This window comes from Acetobacterium wieringae, from assembly GCF_001766835.1.
Taxonomy (GTDB): domain Bacteria; phylum Bacillota; class Clostridia; order Eubacteriales; family Eubacteriaceae; genus Acetobacterium; species Acetobacterium wieringae.
In genome coordinates this window covers 63,823-79,511 of record NZ_LKEU01000023.1, presented here as the reverse complement: position 1 = coordinate 79,511, position 15,689 = coordinate 63,823, and the positions used below count along the sequence as shown (strand labels likewise).

Genomic DNA, 15,689 nt, shown 5'->3' with positions numbered 1-15,689 from the left:
TCCGCAGTCGTTTCTATCCACTTTTGACGGATGCTGATCTTCTGGATCTTGATGTCCTCAACCAACGCTTTGAGGCCTGGCTGGCCCGGGATTATCATCATAAGGTTCATTCGAGTCTCAATGAAGCGCCGATGGTCTTTTATATGCGGGGGAGTGACCGGATCAGGCATTTCTCTGATCCCCGGATCATTGATGAAGCCTTTCTGATCCGGACGACCAGAAAGGTCAAGTCGGATGCCACCATTTCCCTGCACAACGCTCTTTTCGAAGCCTCGCCGATGTTTATTGGTAAAAGCGTCGATATCCGCTATCCCAATGAATGCCCGGATGAGATCTATCTTTATGAAAACAGTGTCCGGATTCTTACCTGCAAAAAAGTCATCATGACGGACAATGCCATTGCCAAACGCAATAACAATCCCATCAGCTACAGCGCATTAGGCGGTGTGCCTCATGTATAAATCGTTTTTCGGGTTCCAGCAGGCGCCCTTTGACAAGGGTATTGATTCATCGATGCTCTTTCAATCGGAAGCTTACAGGGAAGTTCTGGCCCGATTGGATTATCTCAAAACCACCAGAGGTTTCGGTCTGATTACTGGCGATCCCGGGGTTGGTAAAACATCGACCCTACGAGTCTTTGCCGACAGTTTGAATCCGTCATTATATAAGGTCATGTATTTTCCGATGTCTTCCGGAACAACCATGGACTTTTACCGGGGTCTGGCCTTTTCGCTTGGGGAACAGCCGAAATTTCGCAAAGTGGAGCTGTTCTTTCAGATTCAGAACGCCATTACCGATCTTTATGATAAGCGTCGCATCACGCCGGTCTTTATCCTCGATGAGATGCAGTCGGCGACCGCCCAGTTTCTTCACGATCTGAGCATTATTTTTAACTTTGACATGGATAAACGTAATCCTTTTATCCTGATTCTCACTGGTTTACCAACGCTGGCCAACCGCCTGGCCTTAAACCAGAACCGGTCGCTGGATCAGCGACTGGTGACCCGGTTTCATTTCTCGCCGCTGACACCGGATGAGGTCCGGGACTATATCAAACACCGGTTTAAGCATGCCGGTGTTTCACGGAATCTGATCAACGAGAATGCTTATGAAGCCATTTCGTCATCCACTGGCGGTTATCCCCGATTAGTGGGTAATCTGGTTACCCAGTGTCTGATTCTTGCCTTTCAAAAGCAAACCGACCTCATCGATGAAGAGATAGTTTTTGCCGCTTCTGCGGAAGCTGGGATTTAACGCCTATGGCGTTACTTCCCTTTTTTTCTGGAGAAATGAAGCGTGATTATGTGATTAAAAACTGGCATTATATTTTCAACTCACCATATTTTTCACACTCTTTCGCACATTTCGATCCGTTTTATTGTGATTAAACCAGTCCGAAATAATGCGAAAATTTACACTTGTTTTAAAGTGCACAAAACCGCCGTCCCCTGATGTTTTCCTTCCCTTGTGATCCCTTCAGAGGTTTCATAAGTACCGTCGACCGTTAAAAAGGATAAAAAAATAGAGCGATATCATCGTTTCCGACAATACCACTCCGCAAAAATGACTAATCATTTTTTCTATGTGCTAGTATTTTAAACGATTGGATACCAATTGTCAACGATTGTTTTTAAAAATCCGAAGTTTGTTGTTACCATTTCATTATTTCTATAATACTCGATGTGCTTATACATTCTCGTGATGGTCTCATTCAAAACTTCACTTTGATGATTAATGACACCATCACTTTAATAATTCTTTTATGGGTGTACAGCAAAGTAACGATTTGCTGAATTCTCGCATTGCTCATTTTTTTACTATGGGCCTCATTTGATATGCCGATTTTGCTCAACTCATGAATTAAGCCATAGTTTGTCTATGATTGCTGGTTCGGGGTGATAAATTATTAATGAGACAATTATTATGTGCTGTTGCGTTACGTAAATCTTTTATTGACAGCAGCAGAAAGTAATTATCCCTGAGCTTTTTATCGTTTATTGTTTCAGCACAGAAACGATAGACATTTATAAAACGTCCAAACGGGATTACTTCCATAAAAGCCCAAATTGGATAGTTATCTTTATATTTAGCAATAATATCACCGCAATAAGGATTATTCATATTTCGATTGAGTTCGTCATTCAGGATTTTCAGCCGCACCTCATCAAGGCTCTTGATATAATCTTCGACTAGATCATATGCGTCAATATCGGAATTTTCAATAACCTTCAATAACTCTACTTTTGCGAAATGTTCAATATCAAGTGTCATATGCAGAAGTGTATGACGTAGTCGCATATCAATAATCGCAAGATCTTTAAGCATTTGAAAATCTAAACCAATGTATTGCCCTTTAAATTTTCCAGCGGGATGTTTTTGAAAATTCTTTCGATACGCCGTCAGTTTGAAATAGTTATTGTGCTTTGTTAAATAATCGGTGGCTTCTTCTCTTGAAATCAGAACAAATTTCACACCCTTTTTCTCCAGATGCTCAATCTGCTCTTTCGTCGAAAGTTTGGGTTTTATGGTTCTGTACATCGTAATTGTTCACCTCTTTCTTTTTTGACTTGAATCAGATCATTGAAAATTTACAAAAGCGAGGTTTTTCTGGTCTTATTGATATTAACGATAACCTTGAATACATCCACAGGATAAGAAAAATGCAGGGAAGAATCTCATCTCATAAGTTGAGTGTGCCTGGCACTGGTACCGAAACCGCAGTCCCCTTGTGTCCCTAGCATTTTTTCTCCTTCTTCCGCTCTCAGCCTGAATGATTTTTTTGTTTTTTTAGCAATTCTGTTTGGATTTCAACAACGATTAAATTAAGTGTGTCTTTATGGATATGTTTTTAGGTTTTATTTATCCTAAAATTATAGTACAATGGTATAAAGACTAGGAGGTGCTTGTAATGCAAATCAATACCAAAAATTTAGTTTCCATTTCCGAAGCCAACCAGAATTTTTCCAAGGTTGCCCGACTTGTGGATGAAAACGGCGCTGCCATCATTTTAAAAAACAATACCCCCCGCTATGTCCTGATTGAGTTCAGCCAGTTTCAAACCGAAGAAACCATTGGCGATGAAGAAGTGGAAATCATAGCCAAACGGATTTTGAAAAAACATCAGGCCGCCTTTGAGGAATTAGCCAAATGAAGCGACTGACCCGTCATCAGGTGCTACGGCTTCACACCATGCTGATTAACGAAACCGGCGGCTGTTATGGCCTCCGGGATGAAGGGCTGCTGGATTCCGCTCTAAATGCGCCCTTTCAAAGTTTTGACGGTGAAGATCTGTACCAAACCGTTCCGGCCAAAGCCGCTCGTCTGGGTTTTTCACTGATCAATAACCATGCATTTATCGATGGCAATAAACGGATCGGTATTCTGGTTATGCTGACATTTCTGGAAATGAACGGCTTTACACCTGATTGTACCGATGATGAACTGATCCAGTTGGGTCTCCAGCTGGCAGCTGGTCAGATGGATGATCGGCAACTGCTTGACTGGATTATTGATCATGTCTGATGCCATCCAGTGGATCTTGGTTTATAGTGCACAAAACCTCCGTCCCCTTGTGTACTCTAATGATTTGTTAAAACGGCGTTAGCAATTAAGCGATCAAATTTTCTGATGTCGACGCCTTTTCGCAAATTGACCTTTATGTGACCAGCCCGCGTCCAAAGTTCAACTTCGGCATTTAAATCGAGCAGCTTACCGGCGTTTTCGGTCGACCACATATTAATCGCTGAGTATGGCAAGGAGTATACTTCTACTTTTTTACCAGTCAATCCCTGGGCATCTCTGACGATTAAACGTTTGTTGGTAAAAATTGCACTGTCTCTGATTGTTTTATACGCAGCCACCGCTTGTTCACCTTCAACCAGCAATTCCTGAACATCTTGTGGAATCGGACACTCCGAAAGGAAGGTCCATGATAAAATTAGACTTGTTTCTGCCATTTTTTGATCTCCTCTTATTATTATTTTTTTGTTTGTACATTACTTTAATCGGACATGATAAGGCGTTTATATGTTAACGGCACTGGGACTCAACCCCAGTTTAGTGGATCTGCTGAGCCGTACAGAAAACCTCCGACCCCTTGTGCACCCCCAGTGTGCCTTAAATTAAGTGTGCTTGGCCCCGAGGCCACAAATATCCTTCAATATCTCTTGCGCACCTTTAACATCCAGCACATTTCTCAAAAACGCCTCTCTAAGCAACTCTTTTGGAACCATATAGTCATATTTATCCATCCTTAGCTGCTGTTGTTCGGAAATAAACGCCTCCGGGTTATTAATATCGATCCGGGCTTTTTTAAGAACCGCCTTAAAATCCGCAATGCTTAAATCACTTCGAATTTCCAGGTAATGTTTTCCCTCCCTGATCGTGTAAATCTGTAGTTCCTCTTTCAGACCGCATAACAGCAGATTGTTAATGGTAAAAAGCTGCCTTGTCCCCACCCAGGGACACAGATAAAAAGAATTCGTATTGCCGGGAATAAACTCAGAGTTTAAAAGATGATTGTCTTTCACAAAATCACGGGTTTTACTTAAAAGATCCTGTGAACCCGGCTGGAGATAGGAATACAGCATTTCTTCCTGTAAGACCTTTTTCATCTGCGCAACAATTCTGGTATGGATCAAACCAGAATGATCCCCCATCCACTTCGGAAGCCGATTGTTTTTCACCAGTTTGACATAAATCACTTTCCGATCCTCGTCAATCGAAGAAACCTGCCAGCTACGACCAGCCAGGATAAACACTTCACTCACTGCTGGGCAAGTGCTTAAAGTTCCGATTTCCCCGTTTTGACTAAAAACGTGGTAAACTTCCTCATCCTGAAAAACCGCATAAAAACTGTAATGTTGGACAATTTTTTCTCCTTTTAAGCCGATAATTATTTCACCAGAATCCATGCGCTGGAGATAATCATCGGCCATCATTTTTTGCAAAAGTAAGCGGTATTCATTTTGATCAATACCCGCAAAGGGTGCCATGGTCAGAACATTTTGGGCCAGATCCGGTGGTTTAAGTTCCCCATAAGTAAAAAGGGTGCTTAAAGTCTGGTGGGCCAGCAGACTAAAAGGTTTTGGCTTAACTTCAAAAGGCTCCACCCAGCGTTCTTCCAGATATAATTGGATCACGGCAATTGTCCGAATCAGATCCCAGGGGATCAGCGCAAAGGGACTGCCCCGGTCTTCCTCAAATAGATTGACAAACAGCATTTTAGACTTTCCGGTGCGCCTGCCCGACCGGCCCAGCCGCTGAACAAAACTTGAACAGCTAAAAGGTGCCCCAATTTGAATAATCGAATCCAGATCACCGACATCGATTCCCAGCTCCAGCGTCAAAGTCGCCGCGGTGACCGTCGGTCCCTGCTGTTCTTTCAGGGCGGCCTCGGCTTCGTGACGCAACATCGCTGAAACACTGCCATGATGGACAAAGAAGACATCCCGTTCATGCTTTTTAACGGCCAGCACTTTCATCTCGTTGATCACTTCTTCCGCACCCGCCCGGCTGTTTGTAAAGATTAGACACTTTTTATCATGACAATGCTCATAGATAAAATCATTATAAGCAGCTAAAACATCATCTTTTTTAGCATCCTCCTCGGGCAGGACAAAACTTTCAGCCGCAAGTAAAACGGTTCGCTGATGGCTTTTAATTCCCACCGGAATGGTTTCTCTTCTGGTTCCGGCCGATAAAAACGTCATCGCCGGCTGATAATCATTAAGGGTCGCCGAAAGCCCGATTCTTCTGGGTTTGCAGCCGGTCAGTTTTTCCAGCCTGCTTAACAGACAGATCACCTGCAAGCCGCGGTCGGCACCCATCAGGGCATGGATTTCATCAATTACGACAAAACGTAAATCCGCAAACAAATGAGCCGCTTCTCCCGGTCGTCGCATGATCAGCGCTTCCAGAGATTCGGGCGTAATCTGAAGAATGCCTTTTGCTTTGTTTAAGGCCTGTTTTTTCAGGGATTGGGAAACATCCCCATGCCAGGGCCAAACCGGAATGTCACTTTCTTCCAGCAGATCGCTCAAACGCTCAAACTGATCGTTGATTAGCGCCTTTAGCGGGCTGATATACATAATCGCAATGGTGTTTGACGGAAGCTGCTGCAATTGCGTAAGCATCGGAAAAAAAGCGGCTTCCGTTTTACCCGATGCAGTTCCCGAAGCAATAATGACATGGTCGTCGGTGTCCAGAATGGCCTCACAGGCCTCCACCTGGACTTCCCGTAAATCCGTCCACTTTTTTCGATAGATGTATTCCTGGATAAAAGGTGCGTATCGTTCAAAGGCTGTCCTGCTCATATGTCAAACTCGGCAAACAGATCATCATGATCACTGTTGATTGTTTCGGGGTCGCTTTCAGCACTTTTCACGGTGTAATTTTGTTCATTCATTAAAGCATCAAAGCTCGTCTCCGGATTTTGATAAAGGATATTTAACAAGCCCAAAAAATCCCGGGTAATTTCCCGGGGCGTCAGCAGCTGATCAGCCCCCAGACGAGAAACCACGGTCTTTAAAAATACCGTCAATTCATGTTCACCAAGCCTGCAATCGTAATTGTAATGAGCGCTATGGAGTTCGCAAAGACGTTCCATCAGAATAAATAGTTCTTCCGGTGAGAGCTGGTTCAGTTTAATGACCGGGGTGGTAAAATCAACAAAATTCTGACTGCTGAAGCGGTTGTCTTCGAGCCGTGTCCGCAGGGCATCATAGTTAAAAAGTCCACGCCGCTCATCATAAATAAACTGCGGGGTTCCGCTAAAAAAAACGCCAATATTTTGGGCTTTTCCCTGCATTGTGTCGTTAAAAATAGTGAGCAGTTTTTCATAGTTGCTGTCTCTTGCCTGTTTATGGGGAATTTTGTAAAGATTAACCCCTTCATCCAGAAAGACCAGCAAGCCTTTGTATCCCGCTTTTTTGACAAAGACGGCAAAAAGTTTTAGTATTTCATACCAGCTCCCATCTTCAATAATGCAGTCAACCGGCAGATCCTTTTTGGCTTCAGTTTTAGTCGCATATTCCCCTCGCAACCAGCGCAGGGCATTTTGTTTGAGATCGTCATCGCCTGTTTTCATTCCCCGCCAGTAGGAATCGATGACATTGGAAAAAGCAAAACCATAGGCCAGCTCCGATAACTCCATCATTGTTTCCGCAATCCGCTCACTAACCGCACCAACAAGTTGAGGTTCATTGGGGCGATAACCACTTTCCTTGCTGACGGCGGACTGCAGCCCCATAATCCATTTCTGCAGAATGGCTTCCAGCGATCCGCCATCCGGCCGGGTCGGCGTCGAAAGATGCTGTAATAATTCCCGATAGGTTGAAAGCCCCTGACCTTTGGAACCAGTCAGCCTCCGTTCCGGCGAAAGATCAGCATCAGCGACAACAAAATTCTTGTCCATGGCGTTATTTCGAATCATCTGCAGCAAGAAACTTTTACCGCTTCCGTATTGACCCGAGATCAGTCGAAAAGATGCGCCGCCGTCTTCGATGGTATTCATATCGTTCAGAAAAGCGTTTACTTCATTTTTCCGGCCCACGGCAATATGGCGCAATCCAATTCTGGGTACCACGCCGGCAGTCAGTGAATTAATTAATGCGCCGGATTCTCGGCGGCTAATTGTTGGTGCCATCGTTTTATTCTCCTCTTAATGATTTTTTCAGGATAACCGCATACTCCGCAACAACCTCAAGCTGCGTCTCAATGATAATATCACCCAAAAGATTAATTGCCAGAGCATTGATGTCATCGATTAGTAATTCCGGCATCGTCATTGCCTCTTCGGCAATTCGCTCCAGCTCAATTTCAGGTTCTTTAAGGGTCAGAACAGCAATCAAACTTTGCCGCTGCTCCGGCAATAGTTCTGTAACAAATTCCTGAAGCTTTTCCGGTAACAGGGTTTTATCAAAATCTGCCCGGTTTTCGTTAACCACTTCAATTTCAGGCGGATTTTTGAACAAAAAATCAACTTCGTCTCTAAAGTCATCTTCGATAATTATCCGTTCGCCTTCGATGCTGATTAAGTCATTTTGTAAATAACGGTCCGCCAGTCGGTTGATTGCAGAAATTGTTTGGGTATCGACTGGCGCCAACTCGGCTTCGTAATCCGACTCATAAAGCTTTTTAAGAAACGCTCTTTCATTTTCAGAAAGGGCTTTGTAAATGGCGTTCACCTCTTCAACTTCGGTTAATAACATTTTTTTCGTTGGTACGACCAGCTCTTCGCTGGCCACATCTTCCACCTGTAAGATTGAGCGAACGGCATCAGACTGCTTACGCAGATCATCGATATTCTCAAAATCCAGTTCAAGTTTTGCCGGTTTGGTTTCTTTATTTGCTTCGATTTCTATTAATCCGTATTCTTTTTTCAGAAACGAAGTAATCAGCTTTCCGGTTTCCTCATCGATCTCAATGCCCCGCAACCGCCCTTTCGTTCCATAAATCTCACGCAGGGTATTTTCCCCAAAACGGACGAGCTGGTTAACATAATTTCTTAACTGCGGCGCTGAAGAATATTCTTTGACTGTAACAGAAATGGTCTGATTGGCCTGGGGGCAAAGGGCACTTCGGTACAGATAACGCTCTTTGGTGATGGCCTGTTCGGGACCGAATGTTTCCAAAAGCCCCGGCTGGCTTTTTTTCCTTAAAAAAGCATCCGCCAGTGAGACAATCCGAGGTATCGCCTCTTTCATCACTTCGTGATAGCCGCTTTGATAAAATTTACTGCCTTTTATGGAGTAATCACATAAGGCGTCAACCAGTTCAAAGCTCAGTTTAAGCGGCACATCCTGACGATGCTGTTCGATAATCGTATCCGTTACAAAAGAGGCCTTATGAAAAGAAGACTCGTAATTTGCAAAGCTTGGCTCAATTCCATTTAGATAGGCGAAGTCAAAGGACCAGTCATACAGATAATTATTCAGTTTGGGAAAAGCTTCCCGATAGGCTTCCCAGATTTCCAGCAGCAGGGTATAGCCTTCACCGGGTGTTTGATATCCAACCCCGTTTAATAATTCATAGATGTAGATAAAGATGTAAGACAAATCAGTATCAAGATAGTTTTTCTTTCTAATTTCCGTGCGCCAGTAAAAATACCATTTTCGCTGCGGACCTGACATACTTCGATAAGACGGCCAGTAGGACATAAAGGGTACGAAAATGGCTTCTGCCCCTTTTTTATCAGCATATTTTTTGATATCCTCAAAAAATTCTTCATGGGGATTATGATAGGTTACCGATACCGTAAAGGGGATCGTTACCGAAGTGCCCTTTTCTGGAATGGTTTGTTTATTTTCCACTTCCCCTGATATGGTAATATCTGAGAAACTTTGCTTTTCCGGTAGCGTATTTTTAATTTGTTCGACTGTGATGTTTTCTGAAGGCACTTTTCTATCCTCCATCATTTTCTTTTTAATTTGCTGATAGAAAATGATATAGTGAATCACAACGGCAAGCCAGATCAGCGGCGAAACATCCGGGAAAATCAGAGAAATTAAAAAATAGGCACCACCGAGAATGAGCGTCAACTTGTCAACATAACTTATGCCCAGGTAAATTATTACAAAACAATTAATCACCGGCACAAAAGAAAGAATCCGCATGCCTGTGCCGGGGAGTTTTGGGGTTGTTTTATTCATGTTAAGCCTTCTTTCTGGATTAAAATCTGTGCAGTCAACTCGAGGGAGGTGCACAACACCACCTTCCCTTTGAGTACCCAAGGATGCATCATACCATAAGTTATCAATAAGTTAAGTTGAACCTGGCACTGGGGCACTGTGTCGGGCACCATTCGCATGCTCTCCCAATAAGTTAAGTCAACAAGTTAAGTGACAGGCACCGGGACCTTAACATCTGCCTGTGCACCCTTTCTATTTACTTAAAGCCCTATGAACTGGTCAAAAAGCATTTTGACATCATTATTGACGACATCTTTAATCTCATCATGTTTATCAATTTCAAACGTGTGGATCATTTTCAAATATGAAGTATTCTTTTCATCCTTCCAACCTTCGCCAAAGGCGTTGTCTTTCAACCAATTTATATAATTCTGATACACTTCCTGATTCATTTCCGAATTATGATTGTTTAATTGAATCAGCATTCTTATCTCTGTTTGCTTTGCTTCAAGATCTGATACTAGCTGAACTTCGATTTTATACCAGATCTTAGTTTCATCCGACCATTGAGTATGATAGGCTGACGCATTCTGCATGTGCCAATCTTCATAATCTCTTCTGGACTGGTATACTTTACAGGCAGGACCCTGGTCTTTTTTCGGCTTGACAAATAATGAGTTTTTCAATATCCAACGGTTATCTCCGCGGACTTTCATTTTAAAATCATCTTTCTGATCCACAACATCTTTTGTTGAAACAATTGAGGACAATTCCAACAGATTAATAAAGCGCTTCTTTTCTTCCTCTGAGAGATCACCACTGGAATCATCGTCAATTCCCTTATAAAAGACGTTCATAAAAGTGCAGATGCGTCTTAACTCATCTTCATCCTTGATTTCCAGTTCTCTTAAAAGCGAATCGCCGTTTTCATCATTTTTATAATATTTAGACTCTTTCAGCTCTTTTAACAAGTCTCCGCTGATATCCCCCTTATTTTGAACAACATGGTTATATATTTTTTCAAAAGATAGTTGCAGACAAAGAATTGCAAAGAGAATCGTCTGACCGGTCTGATCCAATTCTGCTTGTGTTCCATAAATTTTTTTCAGTAGAAGATACGCATTAAAAAGCCGTTTGATGCCCCTAGGATTGGAGCCGATTGAACAACTTATCAGTTCTTTATAATAATCAATGACGCTCCCTCTTGTCGTATCATTTAACTCAAGACCCATCCGTTCCAGAATATCCTGGATAAATTTGTCCATGTTGTAGAGGGCAACTGGCATTTTAAAGGGTACCTGAATAATTTTATCAAAAAAGGCTTTTCCCTTTTCATCATCCAGCTTATTCTGATATTTTTCAGCAATCCCCTGGGACACTACCTGATAATCAATCGCCAGAATGAAAACGCAGTTTTCACAGTCCAGAAACAACTTTAATACTTCCAGCATTTCGACCGCTTTGACAGGATTTAAGCGATCCAGGTCATCCACGAAAATGACAACCCGATCCTTGTTATTATTCCTTATGGCATTGTTGATACAATCCTGAAACTGCTGTTTAAGCTGACCGAGAGCTGCTGACAAATCAATTTCTTCTTTTTCTTTTTTCTTTTCAGTTACTACATCTATCGTTTTTTCCAAATTATCAGCAATTCGCCCGGATATTGTCATATCCACCGCCATCAGGGCCCCTTCTTTCAGGTATTTCCCGACAAGGTTCAGTGTATTTGCCACTGCTTTTTTGGTTGTCTCATCCTGTGAAGGCAACGTCTCGATAAGCCTTTTAATCAGGGACAGCGATAATGTATCCCCCATGTTAAATTGTGAATACTGCCAGGTGTTAAACCATGTCGTCACTACCTTTTCTTCTATCTGACAGCGGATCATATTCATAAAGCTGGTTTTTCCACTTCCCCAGTCTCCCTGAATGGCGATCGTCATGGGCGTATCACACTCAAGAATAAATTCTGATAATCCGTCAATATACTTGTTAATTTCAAATAAATCCTCCTCAATAGACATGGCCGGTAGATCGGTAAAACCTTTTTTCATCACGATATCCTCCTTTTTGTTAACTAAAGTATATTTACATTTATTTATAAACGCCAAATTATTTGGCAATAAAAGTTAACGCTGCCTTCATTTTCTGCGCAATCAGAAAGCACTATTAATCCCCTCAAGACCAACATCAATCAGCATTTCCGCAAATTCATTCTGATCAATGAGTCGCACTTCGTCTGCCTGAGCTTTGCTTTTCGCATCATCCGTAAATTCAGCTGAGGTGATTACCCAGGTCAAACGAGTATAGGGGTCATCCCGTTGATCTTTTTGCTCTTTATATTTTGCAATTTGTTGTACCGCCCAATCCGATGTTTGACCATCATGGTGTTTCACCTGTACATAAATAATCACCTTGAACAGTTCAAAAATCGCCACAACATCCGCATCCGCCCCGTCCTCTTTGCCGGATTCATTTTTAGCCGGGATATAGGCTTCAGTTGCCCCAATTTTTTTTAGATACCAGAGCACCAGCTTTTCAAACCGAATATCATCCAATTTATCCAGTATTATTTTTTTCAGATGGTCTCTGATTACTTTACTCGCTTCATCGTGAAAATCAATCGGATTATTTTCTTCATGCCGTCGGACTGCCTCGAGTACATCTTTTTCTAAACCTGTAATCATTGCCGTTGCATTGCGAATCTTCATGCGGGAGATTAATGCTGAGCTGCAATAACCATCTCTTGGAATATTCTGTTTAACCGGCTCAACCTTAATAAAAAAGCCGAGATCAATTTCTTGATCCGTTTTCTTTTCCCATAAAAGCCCATCCTTGCCAAAATAGGCATTTATTTTTGCTGCGTCCAATACTTCTTGGGGAAGTCTGATCATTGGCACCGCAAGATCAAGAATTCGGTAGACTGAGAACTTCCCCCATGAAGGTACAATAACAAGATCCCCCACTTTGAATTCAAACAAAAACTTTCTTAAATTGAAACGCTGTCTGAAATTCTGAGCATAAATATTTGCCATATCTTTTTCAAAATTTTCCTGAATCGTTTTGTCATCAGGGTATGATTCGTATTTTTCTACATAATCGGAAAAGCCAATGGTTAAATAATTCTGCTCAAGTAATGGCTCTGAAACCTCATAACAATGGGAAATTCTGTGCAACCAAACATTCATTTTTATTTCTCCTTTAAATTGATGGTAGTGTCAAGTCTGAAAGTTAAGTGGTGCCTGGCACCAGAGGATCATGCTTATTTAATTGGCTTTTTTTTCTCGATTTTCTTTTGGGTATCTTTCAGACTGTCGATAAAATCCTTCTCCACTGGGGTGAGGTCGAGCTTTGTTCTCTCCCGGTACGTTTCATATTCCAGCTCAGCTTTTGTCTTTGCCTGGTCATGGCTTATTTTTCCGGCGCTGTTTAATAATTCGCTGCCGCTCATTTTAATGAAATCATCGAGCTTTTCGATCCAGTCTTTCATATACATGGGTTGCTGCCGGATTGCCTGCAGCTCGGCAAATTCCAGATAGGCGGTGACCAAGCGGTTTAAGATATTAATTTCATCTTCGCTTAAATAGTTTTTGGCAATGCTGGCGTCAGCTTTGCGGGGCCGTTCCCCATCAAAAGCTGTCATCCCCATAAATTCCGCTTCTCCATTGGCTCTTAGATACACCAGCTCAGCAGCAGTGTGACCATGGGCAGCAACGTGCATTTTGTTCTGAATGGTTTTAAAAAATTCCCGGGTGATTTCGGTATTCGGCTCATAGTCGATACTGGTCGCATAAATGTCCAGTATCTGTCGATAAAATACTTTTTCGCTGGAGCGGATATCCCGAATACGGTTAAGCAGTTCCTTGAAGTAGTTACCGCCACCGGCATTTTTTAATAATTCATCATTCATGATAAAACCCTTGATGATGTATTCTTTCAGCTGTTGGGTAGCCCAAATCCGAAACTGGGTACCCCGGTGGGATTTGACACGGTAACCGACGGAAATGATGACATCGAGGTTGTAGAACTGCACATTGTATGTTTTACCATCTTTTCCAGTTGTTCGGAATTTCCGAACAACTGGGGCTTCTTCCAATTCTCCCTCAGCAAAAACATGTTTGATATGTTCACTGATATTCGATTTACTACTTTGAAAAAGTTCTACCATCTGCATCTGGCTTAGCCAGACGGTATTGCCATCCATGGTGACTTCAATTTTCGTCCGACCGTCTTCGGTCTGGTATAAAAGTATCTCTGATTGAGGCATAGTTGATCTCCTTCAATTCTTAATATTACAAGTGCAAAATTTTTGTCACCCGTTTTCAAACTGCTCGATGCTGTACGACGAGTTTAATTTATGTGTATTTGGCACTGCGGACCACGCTCGACGGTGCCGTAACGCGTAGCGCAATAAGTTAAGGGTGCCGGCACTTAGGGATACTTTTGGCGAACTGACCGGGCCAAACAACCGTGTGTACACAATAACACCAACCCCCGGCTTAAAAGCCCTTTACCTGATAACCGATCATGAATAAAGCGGCCTCCATTGCCCGTATTCGCAGCTCATGATCAAGCTTTTTAAACTCCGATTCGGTTTGGTCGGCAAGTTCTCTTATCAACCAGTTCGCCCGGATGTTGTTTTCAGTATGCCGTTTAGGATTATTGCTCAATTCAGGAAACGGATATCTTTTGCTGCCGGGATTGCGGCGGTTCTCGGCGCTTGGTTTATAAGCACTTTCTTTTCCTTTTCCCCAGGCAAAGGCCAGTTCATCTGGAACTGCTGCCAGTGAAAAGGCTTCGCAGAATTTTCGAACCAATAGCCCCAGAGCCGCACCGACTCGCCCATCGTAGATAATGAAATCATCCATACACAACGAATAGATTTTTGTGAAACCCGCATTCATGATCATCCCAGGTTGATAATAGTCACCGGATGACCGGTCATCGGCCAATCTGGTTTTGATCTGCTTCAAATAGTCACAGATCTCATCACCCAGCCCATCGATTCGTTTATCATTATTTGAAAGCACACCACCCCACTGTAAAACCGCATAGCAATGTTTTCGACAAATTTTGGGGTCCCCATCCTCAAGACTTCTTCTTAAGCCCTGGGACAGACTTGATAATGCCAATGCACTTTTATCAAAAGACTGGCCGCTAATGGGTTCTTCAGTGATGGGATCATGAAAACGGAATGGCCAACAGTAATTTTCATAAGCCGAATAAATGGAGTGGCATTCCCAGGGCCTATTTGGTTTTTTCATCTGATAACCATGGCAAAAGGAATCTGCCTGATCCATCTTCTGCTCCAGCCAGTGCATAAAATCCTGAACAACACTGGTGGTTAAGAATTCGTTCTTTTTCAAGGGTGGCCTCCTTTTTAATTAAGTTCATGAACATTTTTATAGGTGTACCGTAGAAGTAATTCATCACAACTGATTTATTCTGAAAAAGTTTATACGTTGGTGTCAGGTACTGTTACCTCCACGTCATTCAGGATTTTCAACCGCACCTCATCAAGGTTCTTGATATAATCTTCGACTAGATCATATGCGTCAATATCGGAATTTTCAATAACCTTCAATAACTCTACTTTTGCGAAATGTTCAATATCAAGTGCCATATGCAGAAGTGTCTAACGTAGTCGCATATCAATAATCGCAAGATCTTTAAGCATTTGAAAATCTAAACCAATGTATTGCCCTTTAAATTTTCCAGCGGGATGTTTTTGAAAATTCTTTCGATACGCCGTCAGTTTGAAATAGTTATTGTGCTTTGTTAAATAATCGGTGGCTTCTTCTCTTGAAATCAGAACAAATTTCACACCCTTTTTCTCCAGATGCTCAATCTGCTCTTTCGTCGAAAGTTTGGGTTTTATGGTTCTGTACATCGTAATTGTTCACCTCTTTCTTTTTTGACTTGAATCAGATCATTGAAAATTTACAAAAGCGAGGTTTTTCTGGTCTTATTGATATTAACGATAACCTTGAATACATCCACAGGATAAGAAAAATGCAGGGAAGAATCTCATCTCATAAGTTGAGTGTGCCTGGCACTGGT

14 protein-coding genes are annotated in these 15,689 nt (G+C 42.3%); 4 read left to right on the top strand and 10 right to left on the bottom strand.

What is annotated here, in order from left to right:
* The coding region (locus tag ACWI_RS05810) for a Mu transposase C-terminal domain-containing protein (protein WP_175440910.1) at nucleotides 1-461 on the top strand (461 nt) is incomplete at its 5' end.
* Nucleotides 454-1,254, top strand: coding sequence for an ExeA family protein (locus tag ACWI_RS05805; protein WP_070370488.1), 801 nt, complete (start codon nucleotides 454-456; stop codon nucleotides 1,252-1,254). The genes ACWI_RS05810 and ACWI_RS05805, both read left to right, overlap by 8 nt.
* Nucleotides 1,255-1,860: 606 nt before the next feature.
* Here the strand turns inward: ACWI_RS05805 and ACWI_RS05800 are convergent.
* Complete coding sequence (locus tag ACWI_RS05800) at nucleotides 1,861-2,538, bottom strand: Abi family protein (protein WP_070370487.1); 678 nt, start codon at nucleotides 2,536-2,538, stop codon at nucleotides 1,861-1,863.
* A gap of 370 nt (nucleotides 2,539-2,908) precedes the next feature.
* Between ACWI_RS05800 and ACWI_RS05795 the strand changes: the two genes are divergently transcribed.
* Nucleotides 2,909-3,151, top strand: coding sequence for a type II toxin-antitoxin system Phd/YefM family antitoxin (locus ACWI_RS05795; protein WP_070370477.1), 243 nt, complete (start codon nucleotides 2,909-2,911; stop codon nucleotides 3,149-3,151).
* Nucleotides 3,148-3,522: a type II toxin-antitoxin system death-on-curing family toxin gene (locus tag ACWI_RS05790; RefSeq protein WP_070370476.1), complete on the top strand. Its 375-nt coding sequence runs from the start codon at nucleotides 3,148-3,150 to the stop codon at nucleotides 3,520-3,522. The genes ACWI_RS05795 and ACWI_RS05790 overlap by 4 nt, the downstream gene beginning before the upstream one ends.
* A gap of 56 nt (nucleotides 3,523-3,578) precedes the next feature.
* Here ACWI_RS05790 and ACWI_RS05785 read toward each other — a convergent pair whose 3' ends face one another.
* From ACWI_RS05785 to ACWI_RS05745, 9 genes are all read right to left on the bottom strand, one after another.
* Nucleotides 3,579-3,956: a PH domain-containing protein gene (locus tag ACWI_RS05785; protein ID WP_070370486.1), complete on the bottom strand. Its 378-nt coding sequence runs from the start codon at nucleotides 3,954-3,956 to the stop codon at nucleotides 3,579-3,581.
* 165 nt (nucleotides 3,957-4,121) lie between these two features.
* Nucleotides 4,122-6,314 (bottom strand): DEAD/DEAH box helicase, encoded by a 2,193-nt coding sequence (locus ACWI_RS05780; RefSeq protein ID WP_070370485.1) that lies wholly within the window; start codon nucleotides 6,312-6,314, stop codon nucleotides 4,122-4,124.
* Nucleotides 6,311-7,645 (bottom strand): ATP-binding protein, encoded by a 1,335-nt coding sequence (locus ACWI_RS05775; protein WP_070370484.1) that lies wholly within the window; start codon nucleotides 7,643-7,645, stop codon nucleotides 6,311-6,313. The genes ACWI_RS05780 and ACWI_RS05775 overlap by 4 nt, the downstream gene beginning before the upstream one ends.
* Before the next feature lie 4 nt (nucleotides 7,646-7,649).
* Entirely contained in the window at nucleotides 7,650-9,650 is a 2,001-nt protein-coding gene (locus ACWI_RS05770) for a TerB N-terminal domain-containing protein (protein WP_070370483.1), read from the bottom strand.
* 239 nt (nucleotides 9,651-9,889) lie between these two features.
* Complete coding sequence (locus ACWI_RS05765; RefSeq protein ID WP_070370482.1) at nucleotides 9,890-11,683, bottom strand: KAP family P-loop NTPase fold protein; 1,794 nt, start codon at nucleotides 11,681-11,683, stop codon at nucleotides 9,890-9,892.
* Between the two features lie 102 nt (nucleotides 11,684-11,785).
* Nucleotides 11,786-12,817 carry a restriction endonuclease gene (locus tag ACWI_RS05760; RefSeq protein ID WP_070370481.1) on the bottom strand — a complete coding sequence of 344 codons (1,032 nt, stop codon included), beginning with the start codon at nucleotides 12,815-12,817 and terminating at the stop codon, nucleotides 11,786-11,788.
* Nucleotides 12,818-12,891: 74 nt separating this feature from the next.
* The gene (locus tag ACWI_RS05755; protein ID WP_070370480.1) at nucleotides 12,892-13,896 is read right to left on the bottom strand and encodes a virulence RhuM family protein; all 1,005 of its coding nucleotides are present in this window, start codon (nucleotides 13,894-13,896) and stop codon (nucleotides 12,892-12,894) included.
* A 232-nt stretch (nucleotides 13,897-14,128) separates the two neighbouring features.
* Nucleotides 14,129-14,995, bottom strand: a complete 867-nt coding sequence (locus tag ACWI_RS05750) for a hypothetical protein (RefSeq protein ID WP_070370479.1) — start codon at nucleotides 14,993-14,995, stop codon at nucleotides 14,129-14,131.
* A 269-nt stretch (nucleotides 14,996-15,264) separates the two neighbouring features.
* Entirely contained in the window at nucleotides 15,265-15,519 is a 255-nt protein-coding gene (locus ACWI_RS05745) for an Abi family protein (protein ID WP_070370478.1), read from the bottom strand.
* Nucleotides 15,520-15,689: the final 170 nt, after the last annotated feature.